Raw genomic sequence first — 14,932 nt, 5'->3', positions numbered from 1 at the left:
ACAACTGTATCGATACAATTTTGTAAATTTGTTGTTGTTGGCATCTTCATTTCGCTTTACCATTTCAAGTATCACTTCCATGTTCGCGAACATGACACTAATTGTTGAAGGAGGCAAATGCTTGAATGAATTCTTCCGGAATCAAACTTGCTTATCTCTGCGCGGTTCTGAATGCTTTGATCATAGGCTTTTCATTTGTATTCACCAAGATTGCACTCGAATTCGCCGAACCCCTAGATACACTGACATTCCGCTTCGCCGCATCATTCGCCGTGATATCCATCCCTGTACTGCTGGGCCGGGTCCGTTTAAACTATCGTAGGAAGAAGCTTCACAAGGTACTGCTCTTGGCCATTCTGTATCCGCTGGGATTTTTTACGCTCCAATCATACGGCCTGAAGTATGCCACTTCAAGCGAAGGGGGGATTCTGTTTGCTTTCACACCGATTTTAACGGTGCTGCTGGCATTCCTGTTTTTAAAAGAAACGACCACTCTCTTGCAAAAGCTATCCATCTGTCTGTCGGTCAGCGGAGTCCTGTTTATCTTTATCATGAAGGGCAGCCGGATCGACTGGTCCAACATGACGGGGATCATTCTCTTATTCTTGTCTTGCTTGATAATGGCAGGGTACAACGTACTCGCGAGACGGCTGCTTAAATCATTCAGTCCTGCGGAGATGACGTATTTCATACTCGGCATTGCCTTTCTTTCCTTCCTTTCTGTGTCACTCACCGGGCATGCAGCGGCAGGAACGATTGATCAATTGTTCTCTCCGCTTGCCAGCGGTACGTTTATCGTGTCCATCCTCTATCTTGGCATCATGTCCACACTGGTTACGGCGCTTAGTTCAAACTTTGCCTTGTCCAGAATCGAAGCATCCAAAATGAGCGTATTCTCCAATCTATCGACGATTGTGTCTATCATTGCAGGAGCGCTTTTGCTTGGCGAGGAAGTCAGAATGTACCATATAATCGGTTCTGCACTTATTATTGCCGGTGTCATGGGAACCAATCTGCTAGGGAACAAATGGGAGGAGCAAGTTCTTCATCGTGCAAAAGCCGGATAAAGATTAATACAATTAAAGGAGCGGATAGAACTATGTCAGATATTATACAAAAGGAATTCTTCGCTTTGGTTCGGAATCGCCATGCCGTCAAACATTTCGACTCTAACTATAAGTTAAATAATCAAGAAATCATGACAGCCAAGGCCAAAGGGCTCGACTCCTGTCCTATAGGCGGATTTGATAGCGATGCATTCAATGCTGAGTTTGCGGTTCCATCTCGGTATATTCCGATCCTGCTGGTGGCCATCGGCAAGGGAACTGTCTGTGCCCACCCATCCAGCCGCTTCCCTGTTGAACAAACAATCACTTGGAACAGCTTCCGATCTTAACATGTTAACACTAGACAGATTGGTACCTCCTAAGACTTCATTGATAAGTAAAAAAAGCCGCTCGTTTCACGAAAGGGAACTGAGCGGTAACATGATACACTGGTATGCGATAGAAGTTTTCATTAAACCATAGAGATCTAACGAAAATGCCCTAGGAATCTTCCTAGGGCATTTGTTATATAACAACATCTATATCATTAAAATAAGAGCTTTGCATCTTAGCGTAATATCCGCTAATCATATACTCAAAATCTGCTGAGAAATCACTTTGCTTCAATTCCCTTCTCTTTCTCTAACTTAGTAGCACTTAGATTCAATCCTTCCTGAGTAGTTGAGCCTTCCTCCTGTGATTCAACCATCTCAATTACTGCCGCTAGGAAAGCGAGACCCAGCCCTTGCCCCCAGCCTTGTGCCCATTTCCGGTCAATGCGCAGATACCCTTCAATGTCGTTCATAACAGCTGTTCCGCCCGAGACGTTCATTACTCGTCCGTTCGCGGAGATGTTGGCAAGGACGCCGTCTAAGGCCTTTCGAACGTACTTCGCATGAAGCGGATTATCTTGCATTATCATGGCGGCAGCGATACCCGAAGTGGCGGATACTTCACCATACGCCTCCGGGTAATCAAGTACAGTTCCCCAGAGTCCGTCTTCCTTCTGCAGCTTTTTAATTGCCGCAAGCTGATCTCGAAGTGAACTCCAGATATGCATCATCGGAGGATATAGATAACCTTCAGGCACCCCTCTTGCTGCACGAGACATCGTGTAAGCGGCCCAAGCGTTAGCACGCGCCCAATGAATTCCTGACATGTGGTCTTTGTTGATATGATTATAGCCGTGATACCATAGACTGTTGTCCTCATCCTGCAAATAATTGATATGCCAGAAATACTGATGCAGAGCATCGTCAACTAATCGCTTTTCCTTCAGCTTGACGCCAACACGAAGCATAAAATAGGCGGCCATAAATAGGGTGTCTGCCCAGCATTGCTCTGGAAAATCATTTTTTGAGGACACGGTATGCTGAAGTACACGATCCCCAAAACGCAATGCCTTGTTCTCCAAATAATCCACCTTACTGAGAATAAGATCGAGGTACTTCTGGTCATTTGTCTGCTCATACAGAGTAATTAACATATGCCCCATAGCGCACGTGTTTACCGTCCATCGCGGAAGACCTGCTTCCAGATATTCATCTACCCAATCTGCCATTCGTTCCAAGTAGACCTGTTCACCAGTCACTTCAAATGCCCGGCTTACGCCGTAGAAGGCAACCCCGCCTGGCCAATCCCAAGTCAAATCCATGCCAAATGTGTAATCCACCACACGATCCGCTATGTGTCTTAAATCGGCAGCAGAGTTAGGAATATTTAATTTCATAAATCCTCCATTTCCGGATCCTCCACATACAGCAGAGGCACCTATAAGTTGATAAGAATGAATGGCTTCAGAAAGACCTTATATGAATATGTAATTCCATACATTTAACCTTAACGTTGCTAAGACTCCTGGCATATTCATCAACACACTCGTTCGCTGCTCTTCACCCCAAATCTCATGAATTTTTCCTTCAAGCACTCCTGTTTTCTCATCGTAACTGACGATAAGCATCGGCAAAATCAGAATTGAAGCGCTTCCACAACAAAATCACTGCAATGTTGGTTTTTTGGAAGATTAGGATTGTACACATATTATAGGCAATATATAAATATAAAGTCTACTACTTTATGTCCGTTTATGATGAAAATCAACATAATCACAGATATTCACTGTCACTAATCGTTAGAAAATGGGGTAGTTGATTAACTTGATATCAATCGACTACGTCTGTATCTTTGGCTTCGGCTTCGTAAGTTCAAAGCTGTGATGCACCATCTCGAAGATATCATCCTCTTTCATGTTACGATCCAAAATAATCGTATTCCAGTGCGTTTTGTTCATGTGATAACCTGGTTTAACATCTTCAAAAATGGTACGCAGCAAATCAGCTTTGTTTGGTTCACACTTAAGGTTTAAGCAAAGATGTCCGTCAAGATTAAAAATCATTGCAAATATTTTCTTATTTCTTTTGTGACGTATAACGGTCCATTTGTCATCAAAAGGTTGGTCTTTATAGACATCTGGATAGGTTAGGCAATAGGAGATTATTTCCTCCTTTATCATTTTATTTTCCTCCTTGCTCTGAATAAATGCTTGTATTATTTTCTTATTAGAACGGTCAGTTCTCCTTCAAAAACGACCTCCTCTTTCTCATTAAACGTTGTTAGTAAAACAGTTACTAATCCGGTTTCATTTCGTTTTTCCTTAAGTTCAGTGACCTTCACAAGGGTATATAGTTCGTCTCCCGGATATACAGGTTTTATAAACTTGATATTATTCATAGCAGTTCCGGCAATGACTTCATCACCATAATTACCTGTTTCAACCCATAGTTTGAACGAAACCGCTAGGGTTTGAATTCCTGATGCTATAATTCCATTGAATCTTCCCTGATTCGCTTTGTCCTCGTTTAAGTGCATATATTGGGGATCGAATTCAGACGCAAACCTGATGATATCATCCTTGGACAATCTCAATGACTTGGTTTTAAATTCTTGTCCAATATAAAATTCTCCAAACCGCATTTAATCACACCTTCTTATTTTCATTTATGCTCTGCCCATAGTGTAGCATTTTTAATAAATATCCTGCCAATTTGTTTTTGAGCACCCACTTCAATCCTAAACCATCAAAAAGCCATTTCCGTAAGGAAATGGCTAGATGTTACGACAATTGTATCAATGTGCTCCTCCATGCGCTTGTTAACTTAGTAATACAGTCAAAGGATATGACAATTTGTTGATCTCTTCATCTTTACACTACATATCTTTACTCTACATATCTTACCAAACGTTTCAGCTCAAACCCACACATCATTGAGTGCTGTTAAGTTTGAGTCTGCTGTGCCCGTGTTTATTGTGCCTTTAGGCTCCACCAGCATGATATGACACTCCTTGTTGGCAAAGGGCTTGTGTTCTACTCCCCTTGGTACAATAAACATTTCTCCTTTGGACAGCTTGACCTGACCATCTCGAAAATCAATGAACATCTCCCCATCGATCACAATAAAAACCTCATCGGTGTCTGTATGATTATGCCATACAAAATCACCGGCAATCTTGACCAATTTAAATTGGTAGTTATTCATTTCGCCAATGACTTTTGGAGACCAATGTTCATTAAACTTTGACAATTTCTCCGACAGATTAATCGTTTGGTATTTGATTTGAATTCCTCCTCTTATTACGATATTCACGACGCCCGCCACTTTAAGCTGCCGGTCGTATGTATTGCACGAACATGCCGGCCGCGATGCGGTTAGGAAATTCGTAATTTTTAAATCTAAAACATTCTAGAAAAAATTGGATTATCCTGCCTGTTCTTAATTAGCGGCTCTTTTCATCGTTAACAGACGCATGTCGTTTGTGCTAGATTTAAAAAAGTCGTAGTCCCTTATACCTGAATGAATAGGACTAGCAGATGAGTCGTTTAGATTATTTTCCGATTGTGTCTTCACAATCTTTCTACAATATCCGATAATTTTTGATGTCTCTGAGAGATGTCAATAAATTTAAAGGAGAGAGATAATGATTAGCAAAATGTTTAACACTTTAAACTTAAATGCAGGGGTTAAGAGGAAAAAGGCACTGCAAGCAGCATCGTTACTCGTATGTGGAGTCATCGGATCAATGTTATTCGTTGATCAAGTATCTGCTCATGGTTATATTCACTCTAGTCGTGCGGCTCTATGTAAGGAGCAGAAGAACACAAGCTGCGGACCCGTGCAATACGAACCGCAAAGCGTGGAAGGTCTGGGCGGCTTCCCGGCGAGTGGACCTGCTGATGGCCATATCGCAGGTGGTGGTGTGTTCCCACAGCTTGATGAGCAGACAGCTACTCGTTGGAGTAAAGTAACGATGCATGGCGGGAAGAACACCATAAATTGGACATTAACTGCCCAACACGCAACGAAAGAATGGAAGTATTACATAACCAAGAAGGACTGGAACCCAAATAAGCCTTTAGCTCGCTCTGATTTTGAGCTTATTCAGACGTTTAACGATGGCGGAGCCAAGCCGTCAAGCTCGGTTTCGCACCAAATTAACTTGCCGACAGATCGCAGCGGCTATCATGTAATTCTGGGTGTATGGGAAATTGCGGATACCGCAAATGCTTTTTATCAGGTAGTGGATGTGAATTTGATTAACGATACTAACGGAACTCCAGATCTACAGGATACAACGGCACCAGCGGCCCCTACTGCAGTGACCTCTCCTGTACAAACGACGAACACAGTTGAACTGCGCTGGAACGCAGCTTCCGATAACGTAGGTGTTAATCATTATGAGTTGTATCGCAATGGGGTGAAGGTACAGACGGTAACCGGTACTTCCGTTGTCGATACAGGACTGGAAGCAAATACCTCTTATACGTATACGGTAAAGGCTGTGGATGCGGCAGGTAATGTTTCCAAGGAAAGCACTGCAATTACAGTGACAACCAAGCCAATCCCAGCTAAAGATACAACGGCCCCAACGGTCCCGACCTCCCTGCACACGATGGGACAGACGACCTCGACGATTGATCTCATGTGGAACGCCTCTATGGATAATGTAGGGGTGAAGCACTATGAAATCTATCGTAATGGGGTTAAAGTTCAGACCGTAACAGGTACATCGGCAACAGACAGCGGCTTACAGCCGAACACAGAGTACACATACGTTGTGAAGGCAGTTGATGCGGCAGGCAATGTATCGGAAGCGAGTAATACTATTACATTGAAAACAAAAGAACAACAAGCCGGAGAATTACCAGCGTGGGATCCTTCAAAAGTGTATACAAGCGGTAACCTTGTTGTGTTCCAAGGCAATGAATATGAAGCGAAATGGTGGACGCAAGGCAATCAACCCGATAATTCGGATGCATGGAAGCTGCTCAGCAGCATAACACCAGTATGGAGTGCGAGCAAATCTTACTTTGGTGGAGATCGTGTCCTATATGAAGGCGTTACATACCAAGCGAAGTGGTGGACGCAAGGCAATGTGCCTAGTCAACTAGGTGTTTGGCAGATTGTACAATAAAAGAACAAAATTATCATTGCTAGTAAAGATAAAAAAAGACTTTACCGTCTCAACTGGACGGCAAAGTCTTTTTTTTTGAAACAATAGCTACTTTATTGTCTTGAAGAGATTATTGAAACTGAAAAAGCCGCGGATTACGCGGCTATGGATTGCTTCAATGTATATGGCATGATTACTGAACAGCTGTGACCGTAATGTTATCCACATTCGGTCCTTCTGAGCCAGTTGTGACCACTTTAATCGAATTGGTTCCCGCGTTCATGGGAACCTGAATGTTTTTTTCACTCCAAGTCGACCAGCTTCCGGTTGCAGGAAAAGGTTCGTTGCTGATGACTTTGGTTCCGTTAACGAATATATCGAGGTTACGAGTTCCGCTTTCCAATGCATAACGAAACTTCACGTTTTTGGTACCTGTAATCGTGTTATTAATGGCATTCCATTGGATGGCCGAATTCGTCAAAGTGCTGAAGTTCACGTATCCGGCCCCAGTGTATCCAGGATAGAGGGTTTCAATGACCGCATCGGTAAGAGTCGTACTTGTCTCCGCTTCGTAAGTTGTGCCACTACCTGGATTATTACCACCGCTACCGGAGATACTGGCTACGAATGTCGTTACACTCTGGGCTGGCAGTTGTGCCGTAAAGGCTCCACCTGACACTGTAATCGGCGTTCCGCTTGCCAGGTTTCGGCTGCTATCTGTAACCCATGAGGATACGGTAGAGGCGTTACCGTTTTGTAGAACAAATCTTTGGCTTGCAGCGGAGGTGCCGCGATTAATCGCAACAATGACCACCTTGTTATCGCCTTTGTAGGCTGACACAAAAGTATTGGTATCCGGATTTTTGGTTGCATCTACTCTGTAATATCCTGGCCGAACAAATTTGGAGAAGTGTGCCATGTTATATCCACGTTTGCTAATACTCCCGTCCTCATTCATCGGACCATATTGTCTCCGAATATACCACCATACATAAGCCTGGAAATCCCCTTCAACCATGGCATTGTGCATATGGTAAGATACGTCCAATGCCTCAGGCCAGCGGTCCGATGAGTTGTTATCACTGTTCGGATAGTACACTTCGGTCATCCACAGCTCTTTGCCAGCTCCTTTTTGTTTAAAGAGCGGGTATGCAAAGTCTTTGAACTGGGTTCCATACGTATGTGCTCCCAAAATATCCATGTTGGCAAGTGCCTGAGGATCATTCAGGATCGGATCAGACATGTTTTTCAAATATTGAAACGATTCAGGCGCCATGACCTTTGTATTTTGGATGGACCCAGCATTCTCCTTCATGAAACGGAGCATCTCCTGTGGTGTCCACCAGGTCCAGTCATGGGCATAATCCGGCTCATTTTGAACCGAGATAGCATACAGGTCTACGCCATTGTTTTTCATATAATTTACAAAGTCGTTCAGATGCTGCGCGTACGCGGCATATTTGTCATATTTCAGTCGTTTGGCGTTCGGATCCCCATTGTGGGTAAAGGTTTCGACCATGTCACTCGGAGGGTTCCACGGTGAAGCGAATACAAGTGCACCTTGCTCAATCGCTCTTTTTGCGGTAGGAACCTCTCTGTACCAGTTATTTCGATCTTCGTCGACATAGATTCTCAGAATGGAAAAACCAAGCTGATTCGGTCCATTGCCAAATGCGGTTTCACGCTGAGCTGGCGTCAAATCGCCGATCCAAGCTGGATGGTTAATTCCTCCGAAGCCCTTGATCAGCTGTTTCTCAGAGGACAGATTAATGTTGGCATCACTAGCGGCTGATACATTTGTCGGGGTTAACACTAGAGGCAGAATGGTTAATATGGCCAACAAAATATGGAACGATTTTGTTAATTTCACTTTCATCATCTTCACTCTCCTTAACTAATGTTAGAAATGAAAACGCATTCAATAATAGAAGCTTCTTCGTCTATCAAAGGTATACTTACCACTTCCTCTCGTATTGCATTAAATGTAAAACAAAATAACTATTTTTTTGTAAATCTTACAATATAATTCTCGGGGTTAAAACCTGATATATTATAGTTCTTTTACATACATAGTCGTTCCATATTCCATCACCCTGCTATAGTAACGGCAGCCGAAGAATCGGCTGCCGTTGTCTACACATTATGTTAACCTTCTTCTTGGTTGTACAGTTGGTCAAATATCCTTCTCAATCATGGCCAACGATTCGATGAGGTACATAGGGCTCTTCCAAAAATGAAATTTCTTCGGAAGTTAGTTTAATGGAAAGGGCGGTTTGCGCATCTTCGAGTTGAGATATTTTAGTCGCACCGACAATTGGAGCGGTAACTGGATCTTTGTGGAGAAGCCATGCAAGTGCGATATGGACCCTCCGAACGCCATGCTTCTCGGCAAGGTTATTGACCCGTTCGATCACCAATTGATCAGCATCCGCTGTTGCATCATATTTTTGTTTGGCAATTTCATCTGTTTCAGCACGATGTGTAGCTGCCTCCCGCGCCAATCTTCCTCCTGCTAGCGGGCTGTAAGGGATAACCGCGATTTTCTCTTCCGCACAAAGCGGCAGCATTTCTCTCTCCTCTTCGCGGTAAATGAGGTTCAAATGATCTTGCATGGATACGAAGCGGGTCCATCCATTTTTCTCTGCTACATGTAGCGCCTTTTGGAACTGCCATGCCCACATGGCAGAAGCACCGATATATCGTGCTTTACCCGCCTTAACTACGTCATGAAGAGCCTCCATTGTCTCTTCAATGGGTGTGTCAGCATCCCAACGGTGTATTTGGTACAAATCCACGTAATCGGTCTTCAGTCTCTTAAGACTCTTATCGATTTCGCTCATGATCGCTTTGCGGGAAAGCCCAGCGCCATTAGGTCCTTGGTGCATTCTTCCATGTATCTTCGTTGCAATGACAATCTCATCACGGTTAGCATAATCCTTTAACGCTGCTCCAAGAACTTCCTCGCTGGTCCCCTCAGCGTAAACATTTGCTGTATCAAAAAAGTTGATTCCCATTTCCAATGCTTTTTTTATGATGGGACGAGACTGTTCTTCATTCAGTACCCAGCGATGATGCCCTTTTGAAGCATCACCAAACCCCATACAGCCTAGACAAATTCGGGATACATCCAATCCTGTATTACCAAGTTTCGTATAATACATCTACTTGTTCCTCCCTTTTTAAATAATTAAAGTGATTTTAATTTAAACCTTAGCGATAAAATGAACATTGATCGATTAATCAACAATCGTTTATAATTTTAACCAGAAACAAAAGCGATTCAATAATCAATATTTCACGATGTGTGGTTTACTCAACAGCTTTGCAGGAATTGCCCATTATCTCACAAGGAGAAGACTATAGAAATGACCAACACTAAAGTAGATCGAAGGGTTCTTAAATCTCAAGAAGCCATAAAGAAAGCCATTCTTGAATTAATGACTGAGAAAAATTTTGACGCTATTACCATTCGAGATATCGCTGATAGAGCCAACGTGAACCGAGGAACCATTTACCTTCACTACCTGGATAAATACGATTTACTGGATAAGATCATTGAAGAACACATCAACAATCTCCGTGAACTTTGTCATTCGGCATCTGAAATGAGCTTCCAAGAAGGAAATTACGTCTGGTTTGAATATTTTGCAGATAATCACTTGTTCTTCTCAACAATGCTGAATACTAAAAGTGCGGCTTATTTTCGAAAACAGTTTCTTGAGTTAGTTGTTCAAGAATATCGGGTTGAAGTGAATGTAACAGAAGGAATTAATGAAGATTTAAATGAAGAAGTTATTCTTCAATTTTTTGCAGCAGCTGTTGTAGGGGCCGTGGAATGGTGGTTCAGGAATGGATTAACCATCCCTCCTCGCGTTATGGCCAAGCAAACTGGAATTCTGTTAGATCGAAATTTATAGTCATCCAACTTGACTCAATATTGCGAATTTCCCAAGACGGCCACTACATAAAATAAACAAACTGACGCCGATCGAGTATCGACACCAGTTTGCTTCTATAAATGGCCACACCAAAATTTAAGTACTCCACGCAGCTTAGTATAAAGCTTCTCTCTAGCCAGCTCATCTGTAGCCGATTAATCCCAAGGAATAATAGTAAGGGCTGGCCATATTCCCTTCCATCTATCTACTTTTTTCTCATAAATCTCTTTTGTGATTTGGGCTTTATTTGCTCTTACAATTAAAGAGAATAGATCATTCAAACCGAACGGTGCATATATGCTCCATTCTCCATTTACATCTTTTCGCATCCCTATCGATGTAGCAGTTGTCGGCCAAGTGTTTATGGCTTCTTCAAGTGAAGAATATGGATTTATGGGATACCCAAAATGGTTCTCATACCATAAATGGACACGTGATTGATTTTTTATATCGAGTCTTATAGGAAGATCTCCGAACCTTTGTTTTACTTTATCGATGACCTCGCATTCCTTGTCATATGAAAGATCAGAATCAAAATAAACAAAATCAATATCATTGATCCCATAATTTACAGGTAACCCGCATGCATAGTTCCAAATGCTTTGGGCGATGCATCCTGCACCTATATAATAATCTGTTAGTTTTAGATCAGGTGCTTCCATGAGAATATGATTTGTAATAGGATTCAACGTAACAATCTCTGTAAGACTATTGATTTGACTGAACAAGTCTTTATTGGGAGCCAATAAGTTCATATCTGTCATCATCCCCCTATTAAAAGCGAAGCTTTCATCTAAGTCCTCTTTTTATTCATCAACACAAAAGGCAGCCGTTCCTGGTTCTTTAATTTTAATGAACTTGGCGCTCAAATAACACATTCCGTTGATTCATTTTTGTTAGCCGGCGCAATAAAAAGATATTGACAATGAACAACAATAAACCAGTGATAAGCAGGATCTGTGGACTTAGGAACACGATTCCCGTGATTTGGGAGATTGCAGCTCCGACGATGGGCAGTACGACGACGCCTCCTAATTGCTGAGCTTCTTGGAACCCTTTGGAACGCGCGGAGATAAAGATGCTGATCAGAATAACTAATCCGGTGAACATTGGCGTCACCCACAGCAGGATGATACCCCAGGATAGATTCGGGAAGATCAAACCGTCGAACATGGAGTATGACAGCCCATTAATGACGATACCGCACAGAACAAAGCTCACGAGCGTAACGATAAAGGTAGGAATGAAGGTCCCGACCAATTTGCCCATAAACAGGTCTTTTACCTCGATCGGAGCGAACAGTAGACTTTCCAGCGTTCTGCGCTCCTTCTCTCCGACTAGACTGTTCAATGCAATCATTAACGAATTCAGCACAGGGATAAGCATAAAGAAGGGTCCAAGCATGTAGTTAACGAAAATGTAGATGATTTGATGATTAATCGTGGGAAGTTGGGTGATTAATGCCTTCTTGTCTCCAGTAGGCAGCTGATTAACAACCCTCTGTACCATGTTGACTAAATCTGAATCAACAATATTCACCAATTTCATTGCGAGGATCAAGCCTCCTGGTAACAGCACACCGAATACAAGTGGCAGTATTATAATCCCGATCCATACCTGCGCGTTGCTTGTGATTGCTTTAATATCCTTCTGAGCGATGGCTCTAATCTGGATCCAATTCATGATTTCTCCCCCCTCACGTGAAAATATAGAGATTCCAGGTCATGATTCATGATCTCGACAGTGTGCACCCATGTTTCTTCCAATATTTTACGTAGTACAACCGATATCAAATCGGTTGAAGGCAGCTCCAGCAGGATCTCACTTGGGCCTAGTCGTTGAACGAGATAACCATGGTAGCTATTATTTTCTACGGATAATCCTGTGGTTAAACGAAGCTGAACCGTTGTAAAATGCCTCTTATTCAGCTCTTCTTTCGTCCCAATGTCCAGTACGGTGCCGTTGCTCAAGAATATATAGGAATGACACAGTGATTCCAACTGCTGCAGCACATGCGAACAGAGGATGATCGTCGTGCCATGAGCTTCATTCATCGCTTTCAGGTCACTTACAACTTGCTTGATGCCTTCCGGATCGAGACCGTTTGTCGGCTCGTCCAGAAACAATATCTCCGGTTGATGGAGAAGTGCCTTCGCCAAGGCCAAACGCTTTTTCATACCGGTGCTGTAGCTTCCAACCTTCTTGTCCTGAGCTTTTTCCAGGCCATATTGCTGCAACAATTCTCGAATTCTTTGTTCATCATAGCAGTTGTAAAGTTTGGCGAAAAATCGCAAATTATCTATACCGCTCATCTCATGATACAGTCCTGCTCCCTCCGTAACTACGCCACTAAGACGCCGGATAGCATTTCCGTCGGTGACCGGATCGAAACCATTGATCCACATCGTGCCTTGATCGGGAAGGATGACGCCATTCATCAAGCGAACGAGCGTCGTTTTTCCAGAGCCGTTTGGACCAAGTAGTCCGACTATACTCCCCTTCTCAATCGAGAAGGAGACTCCTGTTAATACCTTCTGTGTATTGTAGCTTTTATTAATGTCACGAACTTCGATGTAGGATGAATTCAAACTATCGCTCCTTTTTATGTTATAGTTTGGATTTTCTTATCCTCACTTGATGAGCTGCGACGAAGAAAAAGAATATCATGCATATCAAGCAGAGGATTGCCGCGCCCAAGGCACCCGTAGGTTCATTGCTTGCCTGCAGCCACTGCATCGATATTTGCGGCAAGGAACCCGGGCTGTAAGCTGTAAACCGTGGCAGCCACCCCGAAGCTACGGACAGCAGTATTGCCGACCCTAAACTGATGAAGGCGATGCCTGCCGCAGAATTTATGAGAGAGCTAATAAGCAGCGTAAGCGATCCGGTAAACCAGAGCCACAGCAAATAGAGAAGTCCTGCTCTTAGGGCTGTCCCGGTCTCGACGCTTCCAATTATCTGAACAGTATAATACCAGGCACCCGCATAGCCTAACACGAATGATACGGTAACGAGAGACAGCATGCTCGCCCACTTCGCTGCAGCATAGGATACGTAAGACACCGGCTTTGCAAAGATCATCTGCGAACCCCCGCTTTGCCTCTCACCTGAAATCATCGTCATGAGGGACAGCACCAGAATCATGAGCCCGACAGAGTTGTATTGACTAAGCGTCTGCCCCATCACTTCCGTTCCAGAAGGAAGCTCGAAGTTGATCGTCATGCCTTTAGGCATATTACCCGCTGATTCCAAAATGACCGGCATAAAACGCGTGACCAAAGGCTGCATGATCCCCAGCATCAGAAACACGAGCGGCACCCACAGCCATTTATAGCTGCGTCCCATCTCCAGCATTTCTTTACGAAGAAACAATAAGAACTGCCTCATGATTGCACCACCTTCATAAATAAGTCTTCGAGTGTGCTGTGGCCTGCTTCTAGCGAACGAATCATGATGCGGTGGGATACTGCATCGGCCATGAGTGCAAGGGAAGCTTGCTCCACGTTCGCGACCCTCATCTTTGCACGCCCTCCAGAAATCTCGGAATGGATGACAAAATCCTTGCCGCAGACAGCGGTTAACCAGGACCGCGATGCCTCGTCTCCACCCACCTCCAGACTGATCACTGGCTCGCTGTAAGTTTGGCGGACATGATCAAGACTTCCTTGGAGGGCAATATCGCCACTCCGAATCATGAGAATTTCATCACAAACCTCTTCAACGTCATGCAGCACATGTGTGGAAAACAAGACCGTTGTCTCCTTGCGAATGCGCTGAAGCAGAGTCAGTACATCCTTGCGTCCTGTGGGATCGAGCGCTGACACGGGCTCATCAAGAATGAGCAGCTTCGGCTTATGAATGAGTGCCTGAGCAAGCCCCAAACGCTGCTTCATGCCGCCTGAATAACCGCCGATCTTGCGCTTCCCCGCATCCCGAATGCCTACTGCCTCAAGCCATTCTCCCGTCTCCTTCTTGGCCTCATGGCTTGTCAAACCGGCAAGCTCCCCAGCATAGAGCAGAAATTCAGCACCGGTCATCCAGGGATAAAACACAGGCATTTGAGGTAAGAAGCCGATGTATGGACGCCGATCCGTAGTCGGGCTTCCGTTTACCAGCAGCTCAATCGAACCTCCTGACGGTTGGAGTAATCCAGCCAGCATATTGATCGTGGTTGTTTTGCCGGCACCATTTGGACCGAGCAGAGCGGCGCAGCTGCCTTCCGTAATATTGAACGATATTCCTTTGACAACTTCACGCTCCTTAAAGCGCTTGGATAAATCCCTTACCTGCAGCAATGTTTGGGTCATGAGACATCCTTCCTTCCGAAGACAAAATAAGCAACAGAGCCCAGAATGTTACCACACAAGATGATGATGACCCACAACCATTTGGGTCCGCGAGTTGCTTCCGCTTTATATAAAGATATCAATCCTACCACAGCCAAAATCAGCTGCAGGACGATGATAGGCATAATCAGATTCCAAGGTATGCTTGACATTG

General features: G+C 43.9%; 16 protein-coding genes. 4 read left to right on the top strand and 12 right to left on the bottom strand.

The window, feature by feature from the left end:
- The first annotated feature begins 125 nt into the window (after positions 1-125).
- Positions 126-1,067 (top strand): DMT family transporter, encoded by a 942-nt coding sequence (locus tag BK126_RS18435; protein WP_076313992.1) that lies wholly within the window; start codon positions 126-128, stop codon positions 1,065-1,067.
- A 32-nt stretch (positions 1,068-1,099) separates the two neighbouring features.
- On the top strand, positions 1,100-1,396 hold the full coding sequence (locus tag BK126_RS18430) for a nitroreductase family protein (RefSeq protein WP_076313991.1): 297 nt from the start codon (positions 1,100-1,102) through the stop codon (positions 1,394-1,396).
- Positions 1,397-1,659: 263 nt separating this feature from the next.
- On the opposite strand, the gene BK126_RS18425 is transcribed toward BK126_RS18430, so the two are convergent.
- From BK126_RS18425 to BK126_RS18410, 4 genes are all read right to left on the bottom strand, one after another.
- The gene (locus tag BK126_RS18425; RefSeq protein WP_083655957.1) at positions 1,660-2,775 is read right to left on the bottom strand and encodes a glycoside hydrolase family 88/105 protein; all 1,116 of its coding nucleotides are present in this window, start codon (positions 2,773-2,775) and stop codon (positions 1,660-1,662) included.
- Between the two features lie 441 nt (positions 2,776-3,216).
- Positions 3,217-3,558, bottom strand: a complete 342-nt coding sequence (locus BK126_RS18420) for an MmcQ/YjbR family DNA-binding protein (protein ID WP_076313990.1) — start codon at positions 3,556-3,558, stop codon at positions 3,217-3,219.
- A 35-nt stretch (positions 3,559-3,593) separates the two neighbouring features.
- On the bottom strand, positions 3,594-4,019 hold the full coding sequence (locus BK126_RS18415; RefSeq protein WP_076313989.1) for a MaoC family dehydratase: 426 nt from the start codon (positions 4,017-4,019) through the stop codon (positions 3,594-3,596).
- A 275-nt stretch (positions 4,020-4,294) separates the two neighbouring features.
- Positions 4,295-4,660 carry a cupin domain-containing protein gene (locus tag BK126_RS18410; RefSeq protein ID WP_076314118.1) on the bottom strand — a complete coding sequence of 122 codons (366 nt, stop codon included), beginning with the start codon at positions 4,658-4,660 and terminating at the stop codon, positions 4,295-4,297.
- Between the two features lie 361 nt (positions 4,661-5,021).
- Between BK126_RS18410 and BK126_RS18405 the strand changes: the two genes are divergently transcribed.
- Positions 5,022-6,515: a lytic polysaccharide monooxygenase gene (locus BK126_RS18405; RefSeq protein ID WP_179085566.1), complete on the top strand. Its 1,494-nt coding sequence runs from the start codon at positions 5,022-5,024 to the stop codon at positions 6,513-6,515.
- A 172-nt stretch (positions 6,516-6,687) separates the two neighbouring features.
- Here the strand turns inward: BK126_RS18405 and xynC are convergent, their stop codons facing one another.
- Both xynC and BK126_RS18395 read right to left on the bottom strand, forming a co-directional pair.
- Complete coding sequence (gene xynC, locus BK126_RS18400; RefSeq protein WP_076314116.1) at positions 6,688-8,370, bottom strand: glucuronoarabinoxylan endo-1,4-beta-xylanase XynC; 1,683 nt, start codon at positions 8,368-8,370, stop codon at positions 6,688-6,690.
- 310 nt (positions 8,371-8,680) lie between these two features.
- On the bottom strand, positions 8,681-9,655 hold the full coding sequence (locus BK126_RS18395) for an aldo/keto reductase (RefSeq protein ID WP_076313988.1): 975 nt from the start codon (positions 9,653-9,655) through the stop codon (positions 8,681-8,683).
- 204 nt (positions 9,656-9,859) lie between these two features.
- On the opposite strand from BK126_RS18395, the gene BK126_RS18390 reads away from it, so the two are divergent.
- Positions 9,860-10,411 (top strand): TetR/AcrR family transcriptional regulator, encoded by a 552-nt coding sequence (locus tag BK126_RS18390; RefSeq protein ID WP_076313987.1) that lies wholly within the window; start codon positions 9,860-9,862, stop codon positions 10,409-10,411.
- A gap of 176 nt (positions 10,412-10,587) precedes the next feature.
- On the opposite strand, the gene BK126_RS18385 is transcribed toward BK126_RS18390, so the two are convergent.
- The 6 genes from BK126_RS18385 to BK126_RS18360 all read right to left on the bottom strand — a co-directional run bounded on the left by BK126_RS18385 (position 10,588) and on the right by BK126_RS18360 (position 14,930).
- Entirely contained in the window at positions 10,588-11,187 is a 600-nt protein-coding gene (locus BK126_RS18385) for a nucleotidyltransferase family protein (protein ID WP_076313986.1), read from the bottom strand.
- 94 nt (positions 11,188-11,281) lie between these two features.
- Positions 11,282-12,115: an ABC transporter permease subunit gene (locus BK126_RS18380; protein WP_076313985.1), complete on the bottom strand. Its 834-nt coding sequence runs from the start codon at positions 12,113-12,115 to the stop codon at positions 11,282-11,284.
- Positions 12,112-13,020 (bottom strand): ABC transporter ATP-binding protein, encoded by a 909-nt coding sequence (locus BK126_RS18375; RefSeq protein ID WP_076313984.1) that lies wholly within the window; start codon positions 13,018-13,020, stop codon positions 12,112-12,114. Before BK126_RS18375 ends, BK126_RS18380 begins: the two co-directional genes overlap by 4 nt.
- A 19-nt stretch (positions 13,021-13,039) precedes the next feature.
- Positions 13,040-13,819: an ABC transporter permease gene (locus tag BK126_RS18370; RefSeq protein WP_076313983.1), complete on the bottom strand. Its 780-nt coding sequence runs from the start codon at positions 13,817-13,819 to the stop codon at positions 13,040-13,042.
- On the bottom strand, positions 13,816-14,739 hold the full coding sequence (locus BK126_RS18365; protein ID WP_076313982.1) for an ABC transporter ATP-binding protein: 924 nt from the start codon (positions 14,737-14,739) through the stop codon (positions 13,816-13,818). The genes BK126_RS18370 and BK126_RS18365 overlap by 4 nt, the downstream gene beginning before the upstream one ends.
- On the bottom strand, positions 14,736-14,930 hold the full coding sequence (locus tag BK126_RS18360; RefSeq protein ID WP_370510353.1) for a PLD nuclease N-terminal domain-containing protein: 195 nt from the start codon (positions 14,928-14,930) through the stop codon (positions 14,736-14,738). Before BK126_RS18360 ends, BK126_RS18365 begins: the two co-directional genes overlap by 4 nt.
- Positions 14,931-14,932: the final 2 nt, after the last annotated feature.

This window comes from Paenibacillus sp. FSL H7-0326, from assembly GCF_001955535.1.
GTDB lineage: Bacteria > Bacillota > Bacilli > Paenibacillales > Paenibacillaceae > Paenibacillus > Paenibacillus shunpengii.
Note: the sequence above shows the minus strand (reverse complement) of the source record. Positions and strands in the feature narration are given on the sequence as shown.

Bases quoted from the DNA above. Each gene is read 5' to 3' on its own strand.
- BK126_RS18435 (WP_076313992.1), top strand. From the start codon at position 126: ATGAATTCTTCCGGAATCAAACTTGCTTATCTCTGCGCGGTTCTGAAT.
- BK126_RS18430 (WP_076313991.1), top strand. From the start codon at position 1,100: ATGTCAGATATTATACAAAAGGAATTCTTCGCTTTGGTTCGGAATCGC.
- BK126_RS18425 (WP_083655957.1), bottom strand. From the start codon at position 2,775: ATGAAATTAAATATTCCTAACTCTGCTGCCGATTTAAGACACATAGCG.
- BK126_RS18420 (WP_076313990.1), bottom strand. From the start codon at position 3,558: ATGATAAAGGAGGAAATAATCTCCTATTGCCTAACCTATCCAGATGTC.
- BK126_RS18415 (WP_076313989.1), bottom strand. From the start codon at position 4,019: ATGCGGTTTGGAGAATTTTATATTGGACAAGAATTTAAAACCAAGTCA.
- BK126_RS18405 (WP_179085566.1), top strand. From the start codon at position 5,022: ATGATTAGCAAAATGTTTAACACTTTAAACTTAAATGCAGGGGTTAAG.
- xynC (WP_076314116.1), bottom strand. From the start codon at position 8,370: ATGAAAGTGAAATTAACAAAATCGTTCCATATTTTGTTGGCCATATTA.
- BK126_RS18395 (WP_076313988.1), bottom strand. From the start codon at position 9,655: ATGTATTATACGAAACTTGGTAATACAGGATTGGATGTATCCCGAATT.
- BK126_RS18390 (WP_076313987.1), top strand. From the start codon at position 9,860: ATGACCAACACTAAAGTAGATCGAAGGGTTCTTAAATCTCAAGAAGCC.
- BK126_RS18385 (WP_076313986.1), bottom strand. From the start codon at position 11,187: ATGAACTTATTGGCTCCCAATAAAGACTTGTTCAGTCAAATCAATAGT.
- BK126_RS18380 (WP_076313985.1), bottom strand. From the start codon at position 12,115: ATGAATTGGATCCAGATTAGAGCCATCGCTCAGAAGGATATTAAAGCA.
- BK126_RS18370 (WP_076313983.1), bottom strand. From the start codon at position 13,819: ATGAGGCAGTTCTTATTGTTTCTTCGTAAAGAAATGCTGGAGATGGGA.
- BK126_RS18365 (WP_076313982.1), bottom strand. From the start codon at position 14,739: ATGACCCAAACATTGCTGCAGGTAAGGGATTTATCCAAGCGCTTTAAG.
- BK126_RS18360 (WP_370510353.1), bottom strand. From the start codon at position 14,930: ATGTCAAGCATACCTTGGAATCTGATTATGCCTATCATCGTCCTGCAG.